Source organism: Streptomyces sp. NPDC034086 (assembly GCF_055575515.1).
The window spans coordinates 1-15674 of sequence record NZ_JBVISM010000015.1; the positions used below are offsets into that span (position 1 = coordinate 1).

Below are 15674 nucleotides of genomic sequence, written 5' to 3' on the forward strand. Positions count from 1 at the left end.
TACTGCAGGGGGGACCCTGTGGGAGAGTAGGACGCCGCCGAACAATCATTGTGGGAAAGCCCCGCACCTTCTGGTGCGGGGCTTTTCTGCGTTCACGGGACTTTACGCAGGTCCTTGTGCCGGAGAGCCGAAACGGGTCAGGTAGTGCCAGACGCGCTTGAGGGCCTGTTCGTCGTAGCGGCCCGTGCGGGCGGCCTCGCCCAGGATGCGCGGGGTCAGGAGGTCGCCGACGGCGAGGGCGCAGCCGAGGTCCACGAAGTCCTGGCCGCGGTAGTCCGGGTGGCGGCGGAGCTCGGTGACCGTGAGGCGGAAGCCCTGGTGCCATTCCGTGGGGCAGGGGAGCTTCGCGGCGGCGGCCTCGACCTCGGTGCCGCGGTAGCTGGGGTCCAGGACGAGGGCGGCGACGTCGTGGTCCAGCCGTACCGGGGTGTGGACCTGGGCCTCGATGTAGTCGTCGAGCGTGTCCTGGTCGTCGGCCAGGGCCAGCGGGATCAGCGCCATGCGGTCGGCCACGCCGAAGGACTCGGGCTCCAGGTAGCTGTCCGGGTAGCAGAAGGTGGTGCGGGCCAGGGTTTCGGGGCGGAGACGGAAGTGGGCGGAGCCGAAGCGGGGAGCGGCGCCGGCCGGGTTGTGGCGGAAGTTGAGGGCGCCGTACACGGGGCGTTCCTCGGCGGGTGCGTCGTCGTAGGCGCCGCCGAAGATGCGGCTCTCCCAGAGCCAGCGGGCGCCGCCCGGGCGGGCGGTGAGGCCGCCGTTGCTGGTGCCCGTCACGAACTGCGAGCGGTAGACGCCTTCCTCGGCCAGTGCGGTGAGGATCGGGCGGTCGTCGCTGACGCGGTCCGGGTGGAAGTTGAGCGTGACCGTCAGGGTCGGGTCCATCGGGGGGCCGGAGGAGAGGGCGGTGACGTGGGCGAGGGCCCGGGCGTGCGGATGCATGGGTGCAGTGTGCACGAAGCGGGGGACTAGGATCCGCGATTATGGATCAGCATGTGGTGCGGGCCGTACGGGCCGACGAATGGCAGCAGCTCAAGGCGTTGAGGCTGGACGCCCTGCGGGACCCGGCGGCGCCGGTGGCGTTCCTGGAGACGCTGGAGCAGGCGGAGGCACGGCCGGACGGGTTCTGGCAGGACCGGGCGCGGGGGGCCTCGCAGGGGCGGGTCGCGCGGCAGTTCGTGGCGGAGGGGCCCGGCGGGGAGTGGGACGGCTCGGTGAGCGTGCTCGTCGAGGAGGCCGGGAGCACCGACTTCTTCGGCCTGCCCGTGGAGAAGACGCAGGCGCATGTGGTGGGGGTGTTCGTCCGCGCGGAGCGGCGGGGTGCGGGGCTGGCCGAGGCGCTGTTCACGGCGGCGGTGGAGTGGGCGCGGGGGCTGGAGGCGCCGGCGCCGGAGCGCATACGGCTCTTCGTGCACGAGGAGAACGAGCGGGCGGCCGCCTTCTACCGGCGGTTCGGGTTCGTGGCGAGCGGACGCGTGGTGGAGCTGGAGTCGGGGGCGGAAGAGCGCGAGTACGTCCTCGGGCGCTGAAGCGGGGTGCGTTCGCGTCAGCGGGGCGAGTCCAGGGGGGCGTCCGGCCAGCGGGAGCGGGCCTGTTCGCGGCTGCGGCAGAGCGCCAGCAGGGGGAGGGCCCCGTCGTGGAGGAGGTCCGGGAGCTGGGGGACGGGGGCGACGGCCGCGACGTCCTCCAGGACCAGGGTCAGTGGTGGGTCGAGCCGGCCGTGGGATGACCGTGCGGCCATGCGGCGGCCGTGCTCGACCACGTCTGCGGCGAGTGCGGTCAGGAGGGGCATCGCGCCCGGCTGGGCGCGGGGGTCCTCCCGAGGTTCGCCCAGCACGTAGAGGGTGCCCCCTTCGGCGGCGAACGATGCCAGGGTGAGGGAATCCGTACGGTTCGGGTTGCAGGCCTCGCGGATGTGGACCGAGGTCAGGCAGGACAGGGCGCGGGCCGTCAGCTGCTGCGCCTGGTCGCGGCGTCCGGGGTGGGCAATGAGCGCGCTCTCGAGTTCACCGGCGGCGCCGGGGGCCGCGCCGGGGTGGGTGCGCAGGGTGCGGACCGGGTCCTGGGCGCTGGTGCCCTGGGCCCAGCGGGCCAGGTGTTTGAAGGGGAGGCCGTCGAGGGCGGCGGCCTGGAGCCAGCTGCGCAGGAGGGTCTCGGCGGTGTCGGCGACGGCACTGTCCAGGCGGGCCTGGGGGCGTACGGGGGCCAGCAGGGCGACGGCCCGGGCGGCGGCGGTGTCGCGGTCGGCGCAGCCGTCGGCGGGGTTCCAGTGCATGCGGGCGGGGGTGTCGCACAGGTGGGAGGGGTCGTAGAGGAGGACCGGACCGAGTTTCGCCCGGGCGTCCTTGGTCTCCGACCACAGTGCGGGAGACGAGGTGATCACCAGGGCGGCGCCTTCGGCGGCGGCGAGGGCCTGCGTGGCGAGGCGGTGGCGTTCGGCCGGGCCGCCGTAGACGAGGCCGGCGGGCGGTGCGGCGGCCGGTGCGGCGGGCGGTGCCGGGGCGTAGCCGAAGCCGTAGCGGTAGGCGTCCCCGGCCGGTGCGGGGGCCTGGCCGGCGGTGGTGTAGCGGGCGGGGGTCGGTTTCCGGGGCGGGGCGGCCGGTGCGGGGACGGGGGCCGGTGCCGGGGCGGAGACCGGGGCGTGGGCGGCGGGCGGGGCCGGTGTCCGGTCGGGGGCCGGTGCCGGGCCGGGGAGCGGGGTGCGGGCCCCGGCGGGAGGTGCCGGCGCGGGGCCGGGGTGGTCCGCTGCCGAGGCCGGTGCCGGGGCGTCGGTGCGGGGACCGCCCGGTCCCTCGCCCGGCGGCGGGATGTGTACCGGTGCGGGGACGGGGTCGGCGGGGGCCGGCTGGTGTCCGGTGCGGGTGCGGCGGGCCCTCGTACGGGCCACGACGCCCATGGTGAAGATCGTGACGACCAGCAGGACCAGCAGCTGGCTGATGAACAGGCCCCAGAAGAGGCCCCATCCGGAGAGGGCCGCCGGGTCGGTGTCGGGCCAGGCCCCCGCGAGGTCGTGGGGTTGCGTTATCAGGGCGCGGACGGCCTCGGGGGTGCGGGTGAAGGTGACGGTGTCCGGCCAGGCGCCCTTGGTGAAGAGGGCGGCGAGGCCGGTGGCCGACCAGACCAGGACGGCGAGGCCGAGGAGGAAGGCCAGGAGGCCGACGAGGACCCCGTCGGGGACGCCGCCGGCGCGCGCGGGGGGTTCCGTACGTCTCGCGTCGGGCATGGTCAGGCCACCGTGGTCGCTGATCCGGGGCCGGAGCCCCGCTGGCGTTCGATGTACAGGGCTCGTTCCTCCGCTTCGAGTTCGGCGGCCAGCAGTTCCTCGGGGAGCTGCTCGGGGGTGGAGGACTCCGTCATGGCGCGGTCGGTGTAGACGAGGGGGCGTTCGGTTTCGGTGATCAGGTGTTTGACGACCTGGACGTTGCCGTTGACGTCCCAGACGGCGATGCCGGGGGTGAGGGTGGGGATGATCTCCACGGCCCAGCGGGGCAGGCCGAGGACGCGTCCGGTGGCGCGGGCCTCGTCGGCCTTCTGGGCGTAGATGGTGCGGGTGGAGGCCATTTTGAGGATGGCGGCGGCCTCGCGCGCGGCGGCGCCGTCGACGACGTCGGAGAGGTGGTGGACGACGGCGACGAAGGAGAGGCCGAGGCGGCGGCCGAACTTCAGGAGGCGCTGGAAGAGCTGGGCGACGAAGGGGCTGTTGATGATGTGCCAGGCCTCTTCGACGAGGAAGATGCGCTTCTTGCGGTCCGGCCGGATCCAGGTGTGTTCCAGCCACACGCCGACGATCGCCATGAGGATGGGCATGGCGATGGAGTTGCGGTCGATGTGGGAGAGGTCGAAGACGATCAGCGGGGCGTCGAGGTCGATGCCGACGGTGGTGGGGCCGTCGAACATGCCGCGCAGGTCACCGTCGACGAGGCGGTCGAGGACGAGGGCCACGTCGAGGCCCCAGGCCCGGACGTCGTCTATGTCGACGTTCATGGCCAGCGCCGATTCGGCTTCGGGGTGGCGCAGCTGTTCCACGATGTCGGTGAGGACGGGCTGGCGGTCCTGGATGGTCTCGACGACGTAGGCGTGGGCGACCTTGAGGGCGAAGCCGGAGCGTTCGTCGAGGCCGTGGCCCATGGCGACTTCGATGATGGTGCGGAGCAGCGCGAGCTGTCCGGTCGTGGTGATCGCCGGGTCGAGGGGGTTGAGGCGGATCCCGTCGTCGTTGGCGGCGACGGGGTCCAGGCGGATGGGGGTTATCCCCAGCTGCTGGGCGATGAGGTTCCATTCGCCGACGCCGTCCTCGCCCTGGGCGTCGAGGACGACGACCTGCCGGTCGCGGAAGCGGAGCTGGCGCAGGACGTACGTCTTCTCGAGCGCCGACTTGCCGTTTCCGGACTCGCCGAGGACGAGCCAGTGGGGGGCGGGGAGCTGCTGGCCGTAGAGCTGGAAGGGGTCGTAGATGTAGCCCTTGCCGCTGTAGACCTCGCGGCCGATGATCACGCCGGAGTCGCCGAGGCCGGGGGCGGCGGTGGGCAGGTAGACGGCCTGGGCCTGGCCGGTGGAGGTGCGGACGGGCAGGCGGGTGGTCTCGACCTTGCCGAAGAGGAAGCTGGTGAAGGCGTCCGTCAGCGCGGACATGGGATCTCGCATGGGCGGCACTTCCCTCCAGCTAGCGTCGGATGCCGGTGGCGAACGGCAAGGTGTTGACGAAGGCGCGGTGGTGCTCGCGGTCGCACCATTCGAGCTTCAGGTAGGACTTGCCGGCGGAGGCGCGGATGGTGCGCTTGTCGCGGGCGAGGGCTTCGGGTGAACGCGAGGACACCGTGATGTACCCGACGAGGTTGACTCCGGCAGCGCCGCTGGCGAGATCTTCACCCCTCTGGTCGAGGCGGCCGTGGGCGGCGATGTCGCGGGGGTCGACGGTGCGGTTCATCTTGGCGGCGCGGGAGGCGTCGGCCTCGTCGTTGGTCTTCTCGGTGAGCATGCGCTCGATGGCGATCTCGGTGGGTTCGAGGTCCATGGTGACGGCGACGGTGCGGATGACGTCCGGGGTGTGGACGAGGAGGGGGGCGAGGAAGTTGACGCCGACCGGGGTCATCGGCCATTCCTTCACCCAGGCGGTGGCGTGGCACCAGGGGGCGCGGGTGGAGGATTCGCGGGTCTTGGCCTGGAGGTAGGTGGGCTCCACGGCGTCGAGTTCCGCCGGCCAGGCGTTGCGCTTGGTCATGGCCTGGATGTGGTCGATGGGGTGGTCCGGATCGTACATGGAGTGCACGAGGGAGGACAGGCGTCCCTGGCCGAGGGGCTGGCGGACGCGGATGTCGGCTTCGGCGAGGCGGGCGCAGATGTCGGTGAGCTCGCGGGCCATGACGATGGCGAGGCCGGAGTCGCGGTCGAGCTTGCGGCCCTTGTGGCCGCCGGCGCGGGCGATGGCGTTGGCTTCGGCGGCGAGCTCGCGGGTGTAGTGCATGCAGGCGACGAGGTAGGCGCGGTGCTGCTCCGAGGAGGTGGAGACCATCGACTGGAGCTGGTCGTAGGAGTCGCGCAGCCAGGCCGGGGCGTGGGTGTCGCCGCGCTGGGCGACGTCCTTGGCGTGGGCGTCGGGGTCGGCGGGGAGGGTGCGGGCGAGCATCTGGAGGCGGGTGACGAAGCCGTCGCCGTTGGCGACGTGCTTGAGGAGGGTGCCGAAGCGGTCGACGAGGGCTTCCTGGTCCTCGCTGTCGCGCAGGCCGACGCCGGGGCCTTCGATCTCGATGGCGGCCGTGACGGTTCTGCGGTCGGCGTGGAGGAGGACGGCGATCTCGTCGGGGCCGAAGGGGGCGGCGAGCCAGTTGATGCGGCCGATGCCGGGGGGCGGGCCGATCTCGACCTCGCGGCCGTCGCCGGCGCGGGTGCCGGCTTCGACGGCGCCCGAGCGGTACGTCGTACCGCGCCGCAGGATGCGCTTGTAGCTGCGGTTGATCTCGAACCACCGGTAGAAGGTGCGGCCCTTGTAGGGGACGTACACGGCGGCGAGGGCGAGCAGGGGGAAGCCGGCGAGGCTGACGATGCGCAGGGTGAGGTGGGGGACGAGCAGGCCGCTCATCATGCCGAAGAAGGCGCCGGTGATGATCAGCGCGATTTCGCCGGTTTCGCGGTTCTTGCCGATGATCGCGTTCGGCCGGGCCCGGCCGATGAGATACGTACGGCGGGGCGTGACCGGGTGGAGCTGGTGGGACTGGGACGTCAACGCCCGTCACCTCCTGTGTTCCTCGTACTCGAGCCAGTGCGGGGCGGGGGTGCGGCGGGGGGGACGTTCCCGCCGCCGGAGCCGCTGCCGGAGCGGCGGCTGCTGTGGGCGGCCAGGCCTCCGGAGATCTGGTTGGCGTCGCCGCCGCCGGTGTTGCCGCCGCCGGCGCGGTGGGAGCCGCCGCGGCTGCTGTGGGTCTTGATGCCCTGGGAGACGAGGGAGGCCGGGGAGCTGATGACGGCCGCGGCCTGGGCGCCGTCGGTGGCCTTGGAGCGGTTGGTGCGGGCAGTGGCGATCTCGTCGCCGAAGCCGGGGACGAAGCGGTAGATCATCGCCGAGGCGAAGATCGCCAGGAGGATGATGGCGAGGCCGGAGACGACGGCGGAGAAGGCGTTGGGGCCCTTGTCGCCGGCGAGGGCTCCGGCGAGGCCGAGGACGATCACGATGACCGGTTTCACGAGGATGACGGCGATCATGATGCCGGCCCAGCGGCGGACGTGGCCCCACATGTTGCGGTCGACGAGTCCGGCGTAGACGACGGTGCCGAGGAGGGCGCCGACGTAGAGCAGGGCGGCGCGGATGACGAGCTCCAGCCAGAGCACTCCGGCGGCCAGGACGGTGACGAGGGAGACGACGACCAGCATGATCGGGCCGCCGCCGATGTCCTCGCCCTTCTTGAGGGCTTCGGCGAAGGAGCCGAAGAAGACGTCGGTCTGGCTGCCGGTGGCGGCGGCGATGACCTCGGTGATGCCGTCGGTGGCGGAGACGACGGTGTAGAGGATCAGCGGGGTGAAGGCGGAGGCGAGGACGGTCAGCCAGAGGAAGCCGATGGCCTCGGAGAGGGCGGTGCTGAGGGGGACGCCGCGGATGGCGCGCTTGGCGACGGCCAGCAGCCACAGGACGAGGGTCAGGACGGTGGAGGCGGCGAAGACGACGGCGTACTGCTGGAGGAAGGCGGGGTTGGTGAAGTCGACGTTGGCGGTGCTCTTGACCGCTTCGCTGAGCTTGCCGACGATCCAGGCGGCGGCGTCGGCGCAGCCCTTGGCGAGGGAGGCGAGGGGGTTGATGGCGTCCGGGGGGCTGTTCGGGGAGAGGCCGGTGCCGGGTGCGGTGCCGGGGGTGTTGCCGACCTGGCGTTCGCAGTCCTCCTTGAGCGGGCCGATGACGCCTTCGCACTTGGAGGGTGACGGGGTGGCGGAGGGCGAGCCCGAGGGGGTGCCCGACGGGGTCGGGGCCGGGCTGGGGGCGGCGTAGGCGCGGGCGGACAGCAGGACGAGCGCGGTCTGTACGGCGGCCAGGGCGGCGGCGGTACGGGCGGCCGCGCCGCGTGGTGCCCGGCTGGTCCTCGTACCGCTGTCGGGGCGGCGGCTACCGGGCATAGGTGAACCCTCCGAACTCCTGGACGGCCTTGCTGATGTCGTCGGACGTGGAGGCGGGGACGTCGCCGGGGACCGGGGCGGGGCCGTCCTGCTGGCTGTCGGAGGCGACCTTCCAGCCGTCCGCGGTCCAGGTCAGTTCGAAGGTCCAGGTCTTCCAGGTGGTGCGGACCGGGTTGGTGGACTTGGGGCCGGACATGCCGATGAGGCCGGTGTACCAGACGGCGACCTTGGCGGTGGTGGGGCCGTAGCCCTCGACGCGGGTGCCGACGGGGACGGCGCGGGTGACGAAGGTGCTGCCCTGGGGGGCGTTGCCGTTCGCGTCGAGGCCGAGGGTGGCGAGGAACGCGGGGGAGTAGGCCGCGTCCTGGGTGGCCTTGCGCCGTGCAGCGGCCTCGGGGGTGTAGACGCCGTCCACGAGGGCGTGCCGGACGTCCTTCTTGAGCATGCCGTCGGAGCCGAGGGCCACCGTGTAGTTGGCGGCCGCCGACTGGGCGCCCTGCTCGTCGTGGGCGAAGCCCGTGGGGACGCCGGCCGCCCTGCCGGTGACCGGGGCGGTGCCGGTGGGGGCGGTGCTGTCGGCGGCCGGGGGCTTGTCGGAGGACGGGGAGGCGTCGGGAGGGGGGTCCTGGGAGCGGTTCGCGAACGCGATGGCGGCGATCAGCAGGACCACCACCCCGACCACGGTGATCAGGCCGCGGGAGGAGCGGGGGGCGCGGCGCGGGCCGCCGTACGCCTCGGAGGGCGGGTCCGGGAGCCGGGTACGGGTCTGGCCCGTGCCGCCGACCTCGGCGTGGCCGCTGCCGCCGCCGTACTGGTCGTCGTTGCTCATTGCGTGTCCGCCCCCTCCGCGTCGTACGACGGTAGCGCTCGTTTCCGCTCTGGCGCGGTGTGGTGATTCCTCATCAGGGTGCGGCCGGGTGCGGCGCTCCGGCTAGACGGCCATCCCGTAGACGATCGTGAAGAGGGTGCCGAGGGAGCCGATGATGAAGACGCCGGTGAGGCCGGCCACGATCAGGCCCTTGCCCTGTTCCGCGCTGAAGGTGTCGCGCAGGGCGGTCGCGCCGATGCGCTGCTTGGCGGCGCCCCAGATGGCGATGCCGAGGCAGAGGAGGATCGCGACGGCCATGACCACCTCGATCATGACCTTCGCTTCGTTGCCGAGGCTGCCGAACGGCCCCCAGTTCGGGGCGATTCCGCCGATGATGGTGGTGATGTCGCCCTTTTCAGCTGCCAGGATCATGTAACTCACCGCCCCTGTAAGGGTAGTTCCGGTAGCCCGTGCCCGACGGCAGGGGTCACGCACTATCTTCGCTGATGAAACCGGCGCCGTCGTCGACTTGGCCGGTCTCTTTACCCGTTCTCTCGGCCCGCGCCCCGTATGCGCACCCTGAGCAGGTCACTCTGTGTATCACGGGGGGTGACGCCGGGCAATGATTGTCGGCCCGGCGTGCGCGGGGCCTTCCGAGGGCTGGCCGTTCGGACTAATCGGGGGAGTCCGGCGCGGCGGGGGAGCGTACGGAGGCGCGGGGGGCGCATCGGCGCCGGGCGGGCGCCGGTGGGGACGGCGGGGGCAGGGGGAACAGGGGGGACAGGGGCGACGGCGGGTTACGCGGGGAGCCAGTGCGCGGGGCGGGTGAGGTGTGCCGGGATGCGGGTGGCGGGGGTGCCGCGGGCGGCGCCCAGCTGGGGCTGCGTCAGGAAGAGGGTGTCGCGCAGGTCGGCGCCGCTCAGGTCGGCGTCGCGGAAGTCCGCGCCGATCAGGTCGGCGCCGCGCAGGTCGGCGCGGCTGAGGTCGGCGGCGATCAGGTAGGCGCCGCGCAGGCTGGCCCCGCGCAGGTCGGCTCCGGAGAGGCGGGCGCCCATCAGGTCGGCGCCGCGGTGGTTCTTCCTGCGGCCGGGGGTCTTGGCGCGGACCAGCTCGCTGGTCTTGAGGAGCAGGGCGTTGATCTCCTGGCGCAGGGCGGGGAGGTCGAGGGCGGTGAGGGTGGCGGCGTCGGCGCGGGTGAGGGCCTCGGTCTTGGCGAGGGCGGTGCGCAGGGCCGGGTGGAGGGGGGCGGCCGCGGGGCGGGTGAGCGCCTCGGCGGTGTAGAAGAGCAGTTCGTGCAGCTGCCGCATGACCGGGAAGGCCTCGAACATGGCCTCGCGGGTCTCGGGGTGGGCGCGCCAGTCGCGGCCCTCGAAGGTGACCTGGGAGATCTGCTGGCCGGCGCCGAAGCAGTCGAAGACGGTGCAGCCCTGGAACCCTTGGTCGCGCAGCCGGGTGTGGATGCCGCAGCGGAAGTCCGGCCGGAGGTTCCCGCAGGGGGTGCCGGCGGTCTTGTTCGCGGCGAAATCGGCGGACTTGGCGAAGGGCAGCGCGACGCAGCACAGGGCGAAGCAGGCGGAGCAGTCGGCCTGGAGGAGGGGCAGTGCGGTGGTGGACACCCCTCCATTGTGACCGGAGCGTCTTGATCCGTCGGGAGGGGGCGGCGAGCATCCGTACATGACAGAAGTGATCGCAGTCGCCGTCATCACCCTGCTCGCCGTGATCAGTCCCGGTGCGGACTTCGCGATGGTGGTCAGGAACAGTTGTCTGTACGGGCGGCCGACGGGCCTGTTCGCGGCGGCGGGGGTCGCGGCCGGGGTGCTGGTGCACGTGTCGTACACGATGCTCGGGGTCGGTCTGCTGATCGCCTCGTCGACCGCCCTGTTCACGGCGATCAAGCTGGCGGGCGCGGCGTACCTGGTGTGGATCGGGATCCGTACCTTCCGGGCGCGGGCGGAGCTGACCGTGGACCTGGAGTCGGAGCCGGGGCTGACGCGGGCGGGGGCGCTGCGGTCGGGGTTCTTGACCAATGTGCTGAATCCCAAGACGACGCTGTTCGTGGTGTCCACGTTCACCCAGGTGGTCGGCCCGGACACCGCGGCGTGGCAGCAGGCGGGGTACGGGCTGTTCATGTCGGCGGCGCACCTGGTGTGGTTCGGGGCGGTGGCGCTGTTCTTCTCCGGTTCGCGGCTGCGGGACCGGATGCTGCGGGCGCAGAAGACGCTGAACCGGGCGATCGGCTCGGTGCTGGTGGGGCTGGGGGTGGGGCTGGGTTTCGCGCGCTGAGCCGTGCCGGGGGTCTGGCCTCCCGGGTTACCTGTGGGTAACGTGCTGGGGCATGGATGCTGAGGACGGGTTCTACGAGCGGCTCGGTGAGGGCCGCTTCCTGGCCACGGAGGCGACGCGCGGGCCCTGGGATGCGGGCTCCCAGCACGCCGGCCCGCCGGCCGCGCTGCTGGGGCGGGCCGTCGAGGAACGGCCCGGGGCGCGGGCGGACATGAGGATCGCCCGGATCACGTACGAGATCCTGCGCCCGGTGCCGATCGGGGAGCTGGAGGTGACCGCCTCGGTGCTGCGGGCCGGGCGCGGCACCGAGCTGGTCGAGGCGGCCCTCGCCCCGGCGGGCGGGCCGCCGGTGATGCTGGCGCGGGCCCTGCGGATCCGGGTGTCCGGGGAGCCGGTGCCGGCGGTGGTCCCGGCGGCGGTGGTGCCGCCGCCCGGCGAGGTGGGGGTGACGCCGTTCTTCCCCGTGCCGTGGGAGACGGGCTACCACTCCTCGGTGGAGACCCGCTTCACGGAGGGCGCCTTCGCCGAACGGGGACCGGGGACCTGCTGGATGCGGATGCGGGTGCCGCTCGTGGCGGGGGAGGAGGTCCGGCCGCTGGACCGGGTGCTGGTGGCCGCCGACTCGGGCAACGGGATCAGCGCGGTGATGGACTTCGGCCGGTTCGTCTTCGTCAACGGGGACCTCACCGTCCACCTGCACCGCCATCCGGTGGGCGAGTGGGTGTGCGTGGAGGCGCGTACGAGTGTGGACGAGGCGGGGATCGGCCTCGCGGACTCCCGCCTGCACGACGAGAAGGGGCCGGTCGGAAGGGGCGCGCAGAGCCTGTTCGTGGCCCCCCGCTGAGGCCAACCCCCTTTCGGCGCAGGGGAGTCGGTATGGCACCCTCGACCGGATGGAGGCCCTGAGAGAGACCGACCCCGCCCACGTCGGGGCGCACGCGCTGGTGGCCCGGCTGGGGGCCGGAGGCATGGGGCAGGTGTACCTCGGGCGGTCCCCGGGCGGACGCCTGGTGGCCATCAAGGTGATCAAGGAGGAGATCACCGGCCATCCGGAGGCCCTCGCGCGGTTCCGCCGGGAGGCCGAGACGGTGCGTGCGGTGCGGTCGGCCTACACCGCGAACCTGATCGACGCCTCGCTGGCGGCCCCGCCGTACTGGCTGGCCACCGAGTACGTGGCCGGGCCGACGCTCGCCCAGGCGGTGGGCGGCTTCGGCGCCCTGCCCGCCGGCTCCTGCCGCAGGCTGTTCGCCGCGCTCGCGGAGGGCCTGGCGAGCGTGCACGCGTACGGGGTCACCCACCGGGACCTCAAGCCGCAGAACGTCATCCTGGGCGCTCAGGGGCCGCAGCTCATCGACTTCGGGATCGCCAAGGGCGTGGCCGAGACGGCCCTGACGCAGGCCGGTACCGCCCCGGGCACCCCCGGCTACACGGCCCCGGAGGTGCTGCTGCGCGGCGAGGCGGCGGCCGCGGCGGACGTCTTCGCCCTGGGCGCCACCCTCGCGTACGCGGCCACGGGCCGGGCCCCCTACGGCACCGGCGAGCCGACGGCGGTCAACTTCCGCGCGGTGCACGGCGAGATCGACGTCGAGGGCGTGGAGCCGGAACTGGCCGCGCTGATCAGGGCCTGCGTGGTGACGGAGCCGGGCGGCCGGCCCGCCCTGGCCGAGGTCATCCGCCGCTGCGCGGTGGACGCGGCGCTGGTCGACGACCCGGTGTACGCGGCCCTGACCGCCGCCGGCGGCGGGGCGGCGCGGGTGCCGGCGCTGCCGTCGACCATCGGTCCGGGGCTCGGCGCCGCCGGTTCCGGCTACGTGCCGACGTACGTGCCGGCACCCGTGCCGGCGGCCCCGCTGCCCGCCGGTACGGGGGCCCGCCGTGTCCCGCGCCGGGCGTCGGCGGCCGTCGCCGTTCTGGTGGCGGGGGGACTGGCCGCGGGCGGCTACCTGATGAGCGGGGACGGCGAGGGCGGGGAGGCCGGCGGAGGGGGGCGGGCCGCGTCTCCGCCGGGGGCCGGCGCCGGGCCGTCCGGGGGCGTGCCGTCCTCCGTCGGGCAGCCGGCCTCGAGCCCGCCCGTCCCGGCGGGGGTCGGCGCGCCGGGCGCCGTGCCCGACCACATCGAGCCGAACAAGGTGTCGCGGGACCTGTGGAGCGGTACGGGCGGCTGCAACCTGCCCAACGAGGAGCGGGCGGAGTTCCTGCTGGCGTCCGTCGTCGACGCCGACGATCCGCAGGCCCAGACGGTCACCGGCAAGGTCAGGATCCGGGTCTTCCTGAAGCCGTACCACACGGAGAAGGGCACCTATGCCGTCTCGGTCGGCGTGAAACCCCCGCACGAGATCGACGAGAGCACGCGGCGCCCCTTCGAGGCGGTCCGCGACTACAACCACGGCATCGGCTACACGAGCAGGCCGGTCGACCTCACGGACCCGGCGACCGGGGGTTCGGTGGAGCTCACGTATCCGGACGACTTCGTCACGGAGCTGGTGGACAACGAGGGGACGCGGAAGAAGTTCCCGGGCATCCCTACGGCCAACGATCCCGGTGACTGGACCGTGCTGGTGTACCGGGTCCGTGGGGTCCGGGAGTACAGCAGTGTCCACTGCACCGGCTTTCCGGTGAAATAGTGCCGGAACAGACTGGCGAATGCGCTGTCAGACGGCCCGCCATGAGGCAGTGTTGACGGGTGCGCAAGTTCTGGATGGCGAGCGGGATCGGGATCGGCGTGTGCCTGACCTTCGTCGCGCTGCTGGTCGCCGGCACCTATTCGGCGGCGGCGGGCATCGCGAGCGGTGCCCGGCAGGGCGCCGTCGGGCTGGTGAAGGGCGCGGTGCCGGCGGTCTACCAGCCACTGGTGGAGAAGTGGGGGAACCTGTGCCCCGCGCTCAACCCGGCGCTGCTCGCCGCCCAGTTGTACACCGAGAGCCACTGGAAGCCGGACGCGCTCAGCCATGCCGACGCGCGGGGCATCGCCCAGTTCATCCCGGAGACCTGGGCCACGTACGGGGTGGACGGCGACGGTGACGGGGACCGCGACATCTGGGACCCGACGGACGCCATCCCCTCGGCGGCCACCTACGACTGCCAGCTCGCCAAGGACGTCGCGGGAGTCCCGGGCGACCGGTCCGACAACATGCTCGCCGCCTACAACGCCGGCCCCTACCGCGTCATCAAGGCGGGGGGCGTGCCGCCGATCAGCGAGACCCAGGGCTACGTGAAGGCGATCCGCTCCCTGGAGAAGAGCTTCGCGCGGCCCGTCGCCCGGCTCGCCCCGACCCAGCAGGCCAGCGGCGCCATGTACTTCGCGCAGAAGCAGCTCGGGACGCCGTACCTGTGGGGTGGCAACGGGACGGCCGACCAGGACGGGCGGTTCGACTGCTCCGGGCTGACCAAGGCGGCGTACGAGAGCGTGGGGATCGAGCTGCCGCGCGTGGCCAACGACCAGTACAACGCCGGGTCGCACCCCTCGCGCGACGAACTCCTCCCCGGTGATCTGGTCTTCTTCTCCGACGATCTGACGAACTCTCGGGCGATCCGGCACGTCGGGATGTACGTGGGCGGCGGCTACATGATCAACGCTCCGTACACCGGGGCGGTCATCCGGTTCGACAAGATCGACACTCCTGACTACTTCGGGGCGACCCGGGTGACCAAGGACGGGGCCGCGGCCCTTCCGGAGCAGCCCGGGGCGACCCCCAAGCCTTAGCGACTCTCCGTGAAGCCCAGGCCCTGAGCTGCGACGACGAGTCACTCTTGGATAACGTTGGAGTGATCATTCGGTGGAGAGTGGAACGTCCCAGGCAGAACGGGCGTTCCATGGTCACGGGGGTTGATCGGCTGGGGGGTTGAAGGGGCGCACACCGTCGTGCGTCCGCAGGGGACCTAGGCAGGCAAGGGGCCGCGGCGCATGGCTGGACTCACGACCGGTGGGCCGAACGTGGATGTCAGCCTGCTGTACGGAATCAACGCCCTCTCCCGGCGCGCGCCGGACTGGTTCGACCGCGCCGTGGCCTTCGCCGGCTCGTACGGACTGCCGCTGGCCATGGTCCTGCTCGTGCTGTGGTGCTGGCGAGGCACCAGGCGGCAGGACGAGACGACCGCCGCCGAGTCGTTCGCCGCGCTCGTGTGGGCGCCCCTCGCCGCCGGCGTCGCCCTGCTGGTCAACGTACCGCTGCGTCAGTTCGTGGCCCGCCCGCGGCCGTTCCTCCAGCACGACGGCCTGGAAGTGCTCGGCGGCGCGGGCGCGCCCGTCCCCGGCTTCTCCTTCGTCAGCGACCACGCCACCCTCGGGATGGCCCTCGGCGTCGGCGTGTTCCTGGTCAACCGCCGGCTCGGGCTGGTCGGGATCGGCCTGGCGCTGGCCGAGGGGCTGTGCCGGGTGTACCTCGGGGTGCACTACCCGACCGACGTCATCGGCGGGTTCGCGCTCGGCACCGCCGTCGTCCTGCTGCTCGCCCCGCTCGCCATGGCGGCGCTGGCCCCGTTGGTCAGGGCCGTCGCGCGCGCGCCGCGCCTCGGGCGGCTGGTACGGGCCCCCGGGCGGGTGCTGGCCCGCCCCGTCGAGCTGGCGCAGCGCCCGGCCGAGAGCGACCTCGCCGCGTAGGCCCTCCCCGCCGGACGGCTCAGGGGTTCCAGAGGGCGAGCAGCAGCGCCACCAGCAGGCACAGCCCCGCGGCACCGAAGCACAGCCGTACCGCCACCGGACGCGGGCGCGGCGTCACGGGTCGCCGCCCTCGCCGCCCCCGCCCGGATGTTCCGGCTCCGTGCCGTCGCGGCGGTATCGGGAGCGCAGCCACAGCCCGGTGGCCACGGCCGCCACGGTGGTGGCCCCGATGGCGAGCGCCACGTCGGCCGGTCCGTCCGCCGACCCCACCGGGCGGGCCCAGGCCGCCGCGGCCGGGGTGAGCGCGAGCAGCAGGGCCCAGAGGAGGGCCGCGAGGGAGCGTGCGGTACCTGGCATGGAACCAGAGCAACCGCTCGCGGGGCCCCG

The 15674-nt window shown here is 73.1% G+C and carries 15 protein-coding genes; 6 read left to right on the forward strand and 9 right to left on the reverse strand.

Going from position 1 to position 15674, the window contains the following annotated elements; genetic code table 11:
- Positions 1 to 102: 102 nt before the first annotated feature.
- The gene (locus tag ACZ514_RS26550) at positions 103 to 936 is read right to left on the reverse strand and encodes a DUF3626 domain-containing protein (RefSeq protein ID WP_469125849.1); all 834 of its coding nucleotides are present in this window, start codon (positions 934 to 936) and stop codon (positions 103 to 105) included.
- Positions 937 to 977: 41 nt separating this feature from the next.
- On the opposite strand from ACZ514_RS26550, the gene ACZ514_RS26555 reads away from it, so the two are divergent.
- Entirely contained in the window at positions 978 to 1523 is a 546-nt protein-coding gene (locus tag ACZ514_RS26555) for a GNAT family N-acetyltransferase (RefSeq protein WP_468174247.1), read from the forward strand.
- A gap of 17 nt (positions 1524 to 1540) precedes the next feature.
- Here the strand turns inward: ACZ514_RS26555 and ACZ514_RS26560 are convergent, their stop codons facing one another.
- The 7 genes from ACZ514_RS26560 to ACZ514_RS26590 all read right to left on the reverse strand — a co-directional run bounded on the left by ACZ514_RS26560 (position 1541) and on the right by ACZ514_RS26590 (position 10020).
- Complete coding sequence (locus ACZ514_RS26560; RefSeq protein ID WP_469125850.1) at positions 1541 to 3217, reverse strand: type VI secretion protein; 1677 nt, start codon at positions 3215 to 3217, stop codon at positions 1541 to 1543.
- A 2-nt stretch (positions 3218 to 3219) separates the two neighbouring features.
- Positions 3220 to 4638 (reverse strand): ATP-binding protein, encoded by a 1419-nt coding sequence (locus ACZ514_RS26565; RefSeq protein WP_468174243.1) that lies wholly within the window; start codon positions 4636 to 4638, stop codon positions 3220 to 3222.
- 19 nt (positions 4639 to 4657) lie between these two features.
- Positions 4658 to 6217: an SCO6880 family protein gene (locus tag ACZ514_RS26570; protein WP_468174241.1), complete on the reverse strand. Its 1560-nt coding sequence runs from the start codon at positions 6215 to 6217 to the stop codon at positions 4658 to 4660.
- On the reverse strand, positions 6214 to 7596 hold the full coding sequence (locus tag ACZ514_RS26575; protein WP_468174239.1) for a hypothetical protein: 1383 nt from the start codon (positions 7594 to 7596) through the stop codon (positions 6214 to 6216). The genes ACZ514_RS26570 and ACZ514_RS26575 overlap by 4 nt, the downstream gene beginning before the upstream one ends.
- The gene (locus ACZ514_RS26580) at positions 7586 to 8425 is read right to left on the reverse strand and encodes a DUF8175 domain-containg protein (protein ID WP_468174237.1); all 840 of its coding nucleotides are present in this window, start codon (positions 8423 to 8425) and stop codon (positions 7586 to 7588) included. The genes ACZ514_RS26575 and ACZ514_RS26580 overlap by 11 nt, the downstream gene beginning before the upstream one ends.
- 102 nt (positions 8426 to 8527) lie before the next feature.
- Positions 8528 to 8836, reverse strand: coding sequence for a hypothetical protein (locus ACZ514_RS26585; protein ID WP_008742356.1), 309 nt, complete (start codon positions 8834 to 8836; stop codon positions 8528 to 8530).
- Positions 8837 to 9201: 365 nt separating this feature from the next.
- The gene (locus tag ACZ514_RS26590; protein WP_468174235.1) at positions 9202 to 10020 is read right to left on the reverse strand and encodes a pentapeptide repeat-containing protein; all 819 of its coding nucleotides are present in this window, start codon (positions 10018 to 10020) and stop codon (positions 9202 to 9204) included.
- 58 nt (positions 10021 to 10078) lie between these two features.
- Here ACZ514_RS26590 and ACZ514_RS26595 point away from each other — a divergent pair, with 58 nt between their 5' ends.
- The 5 genes from ACZ514_RS26595 (at position 10079) to ACZ514_RS26615 (ending at position 15287) form a co-directional block, all read left to right on the forward strand.
- Positions 10079 to 10687 (forward strand): LysE family translocator, encoded by a 609-nt coding sequence (locus ACZ514_RS26595; protein WP_468174233.1) that lies wholly within the window; start codon positions 10079 to 10081, stop codon positions 10685 to 10687.
- Between the two features lie 52 nt (positions 10688 to 10739).
- On the forward strand, positions 10740 to 11531 hold the full coding sequence (locus ACZ514_RS26600) for a thioesterase family protein (RefSeq protein ID WP_468174231.1): 792 nt from the start codon (positions 10740 to 10742) through the stop codon (positions 11529 to 11531).
- A gap of 49 nt (positions 11532 to 11580) precedes the next feature.
- Positions 11581 to 13311 carry a serine/threonine-protein kinase gene (locus ACZ514_RS26605; RefSeq protein WP_468702017.1) on the forward strand — a complete coding sequence of 577 codons (1731 nt, stop codon included), beginning with the start codon at positions 11581 to 11583 and terminating at the stop codon, positions 13309 to 13311.
- 59 nt (positions 13312 to 13370) lie between these two features.
- Positions 13371 to 14390: a C40 family peptidase gene (locus ACZ514_RS26610; RefSeq protein WP_468702015.1), complete on the forward strand. Its 1020-nt coding sequence runs from the start codon at positions 13371 to 13373 to the stop codon at positions 14388 to 14390.
- Between the two features lie 201 nt (positions 14391 to 14591).
- On the forward strand, positions 14592 to 15287 hold the full coding sequence (locus tag ACZ514_RS26615) for a phosphatase PAP2 family protein (RefSeq protein ID WP_468174225.1): 696 nt from the start codon (positions 14592 to 14594) through the stop codon (positions 15285 to 15287).
- 114 nt (positions 15288 to 15401) lie between these two features.
- Here ACZ514_RS26615 and ACZ514_RS26620 read toward each other — a convergent pair whose 3' ends face one another.
- Positions 15402 to 15644 carry a hypothetical protein gene (locus ACZ514_RS26620; protein WP_468702012.1) on the reverse strand — a complete coding sequence of 81 codons (243 nt, stop codon included), beginning with the start codon at positions 15642 to 15644 and terminating at the stop codon, positions 15402 to 15404.
- Positions 15645 to 15674: the final 30 nt, after the last annotated feature.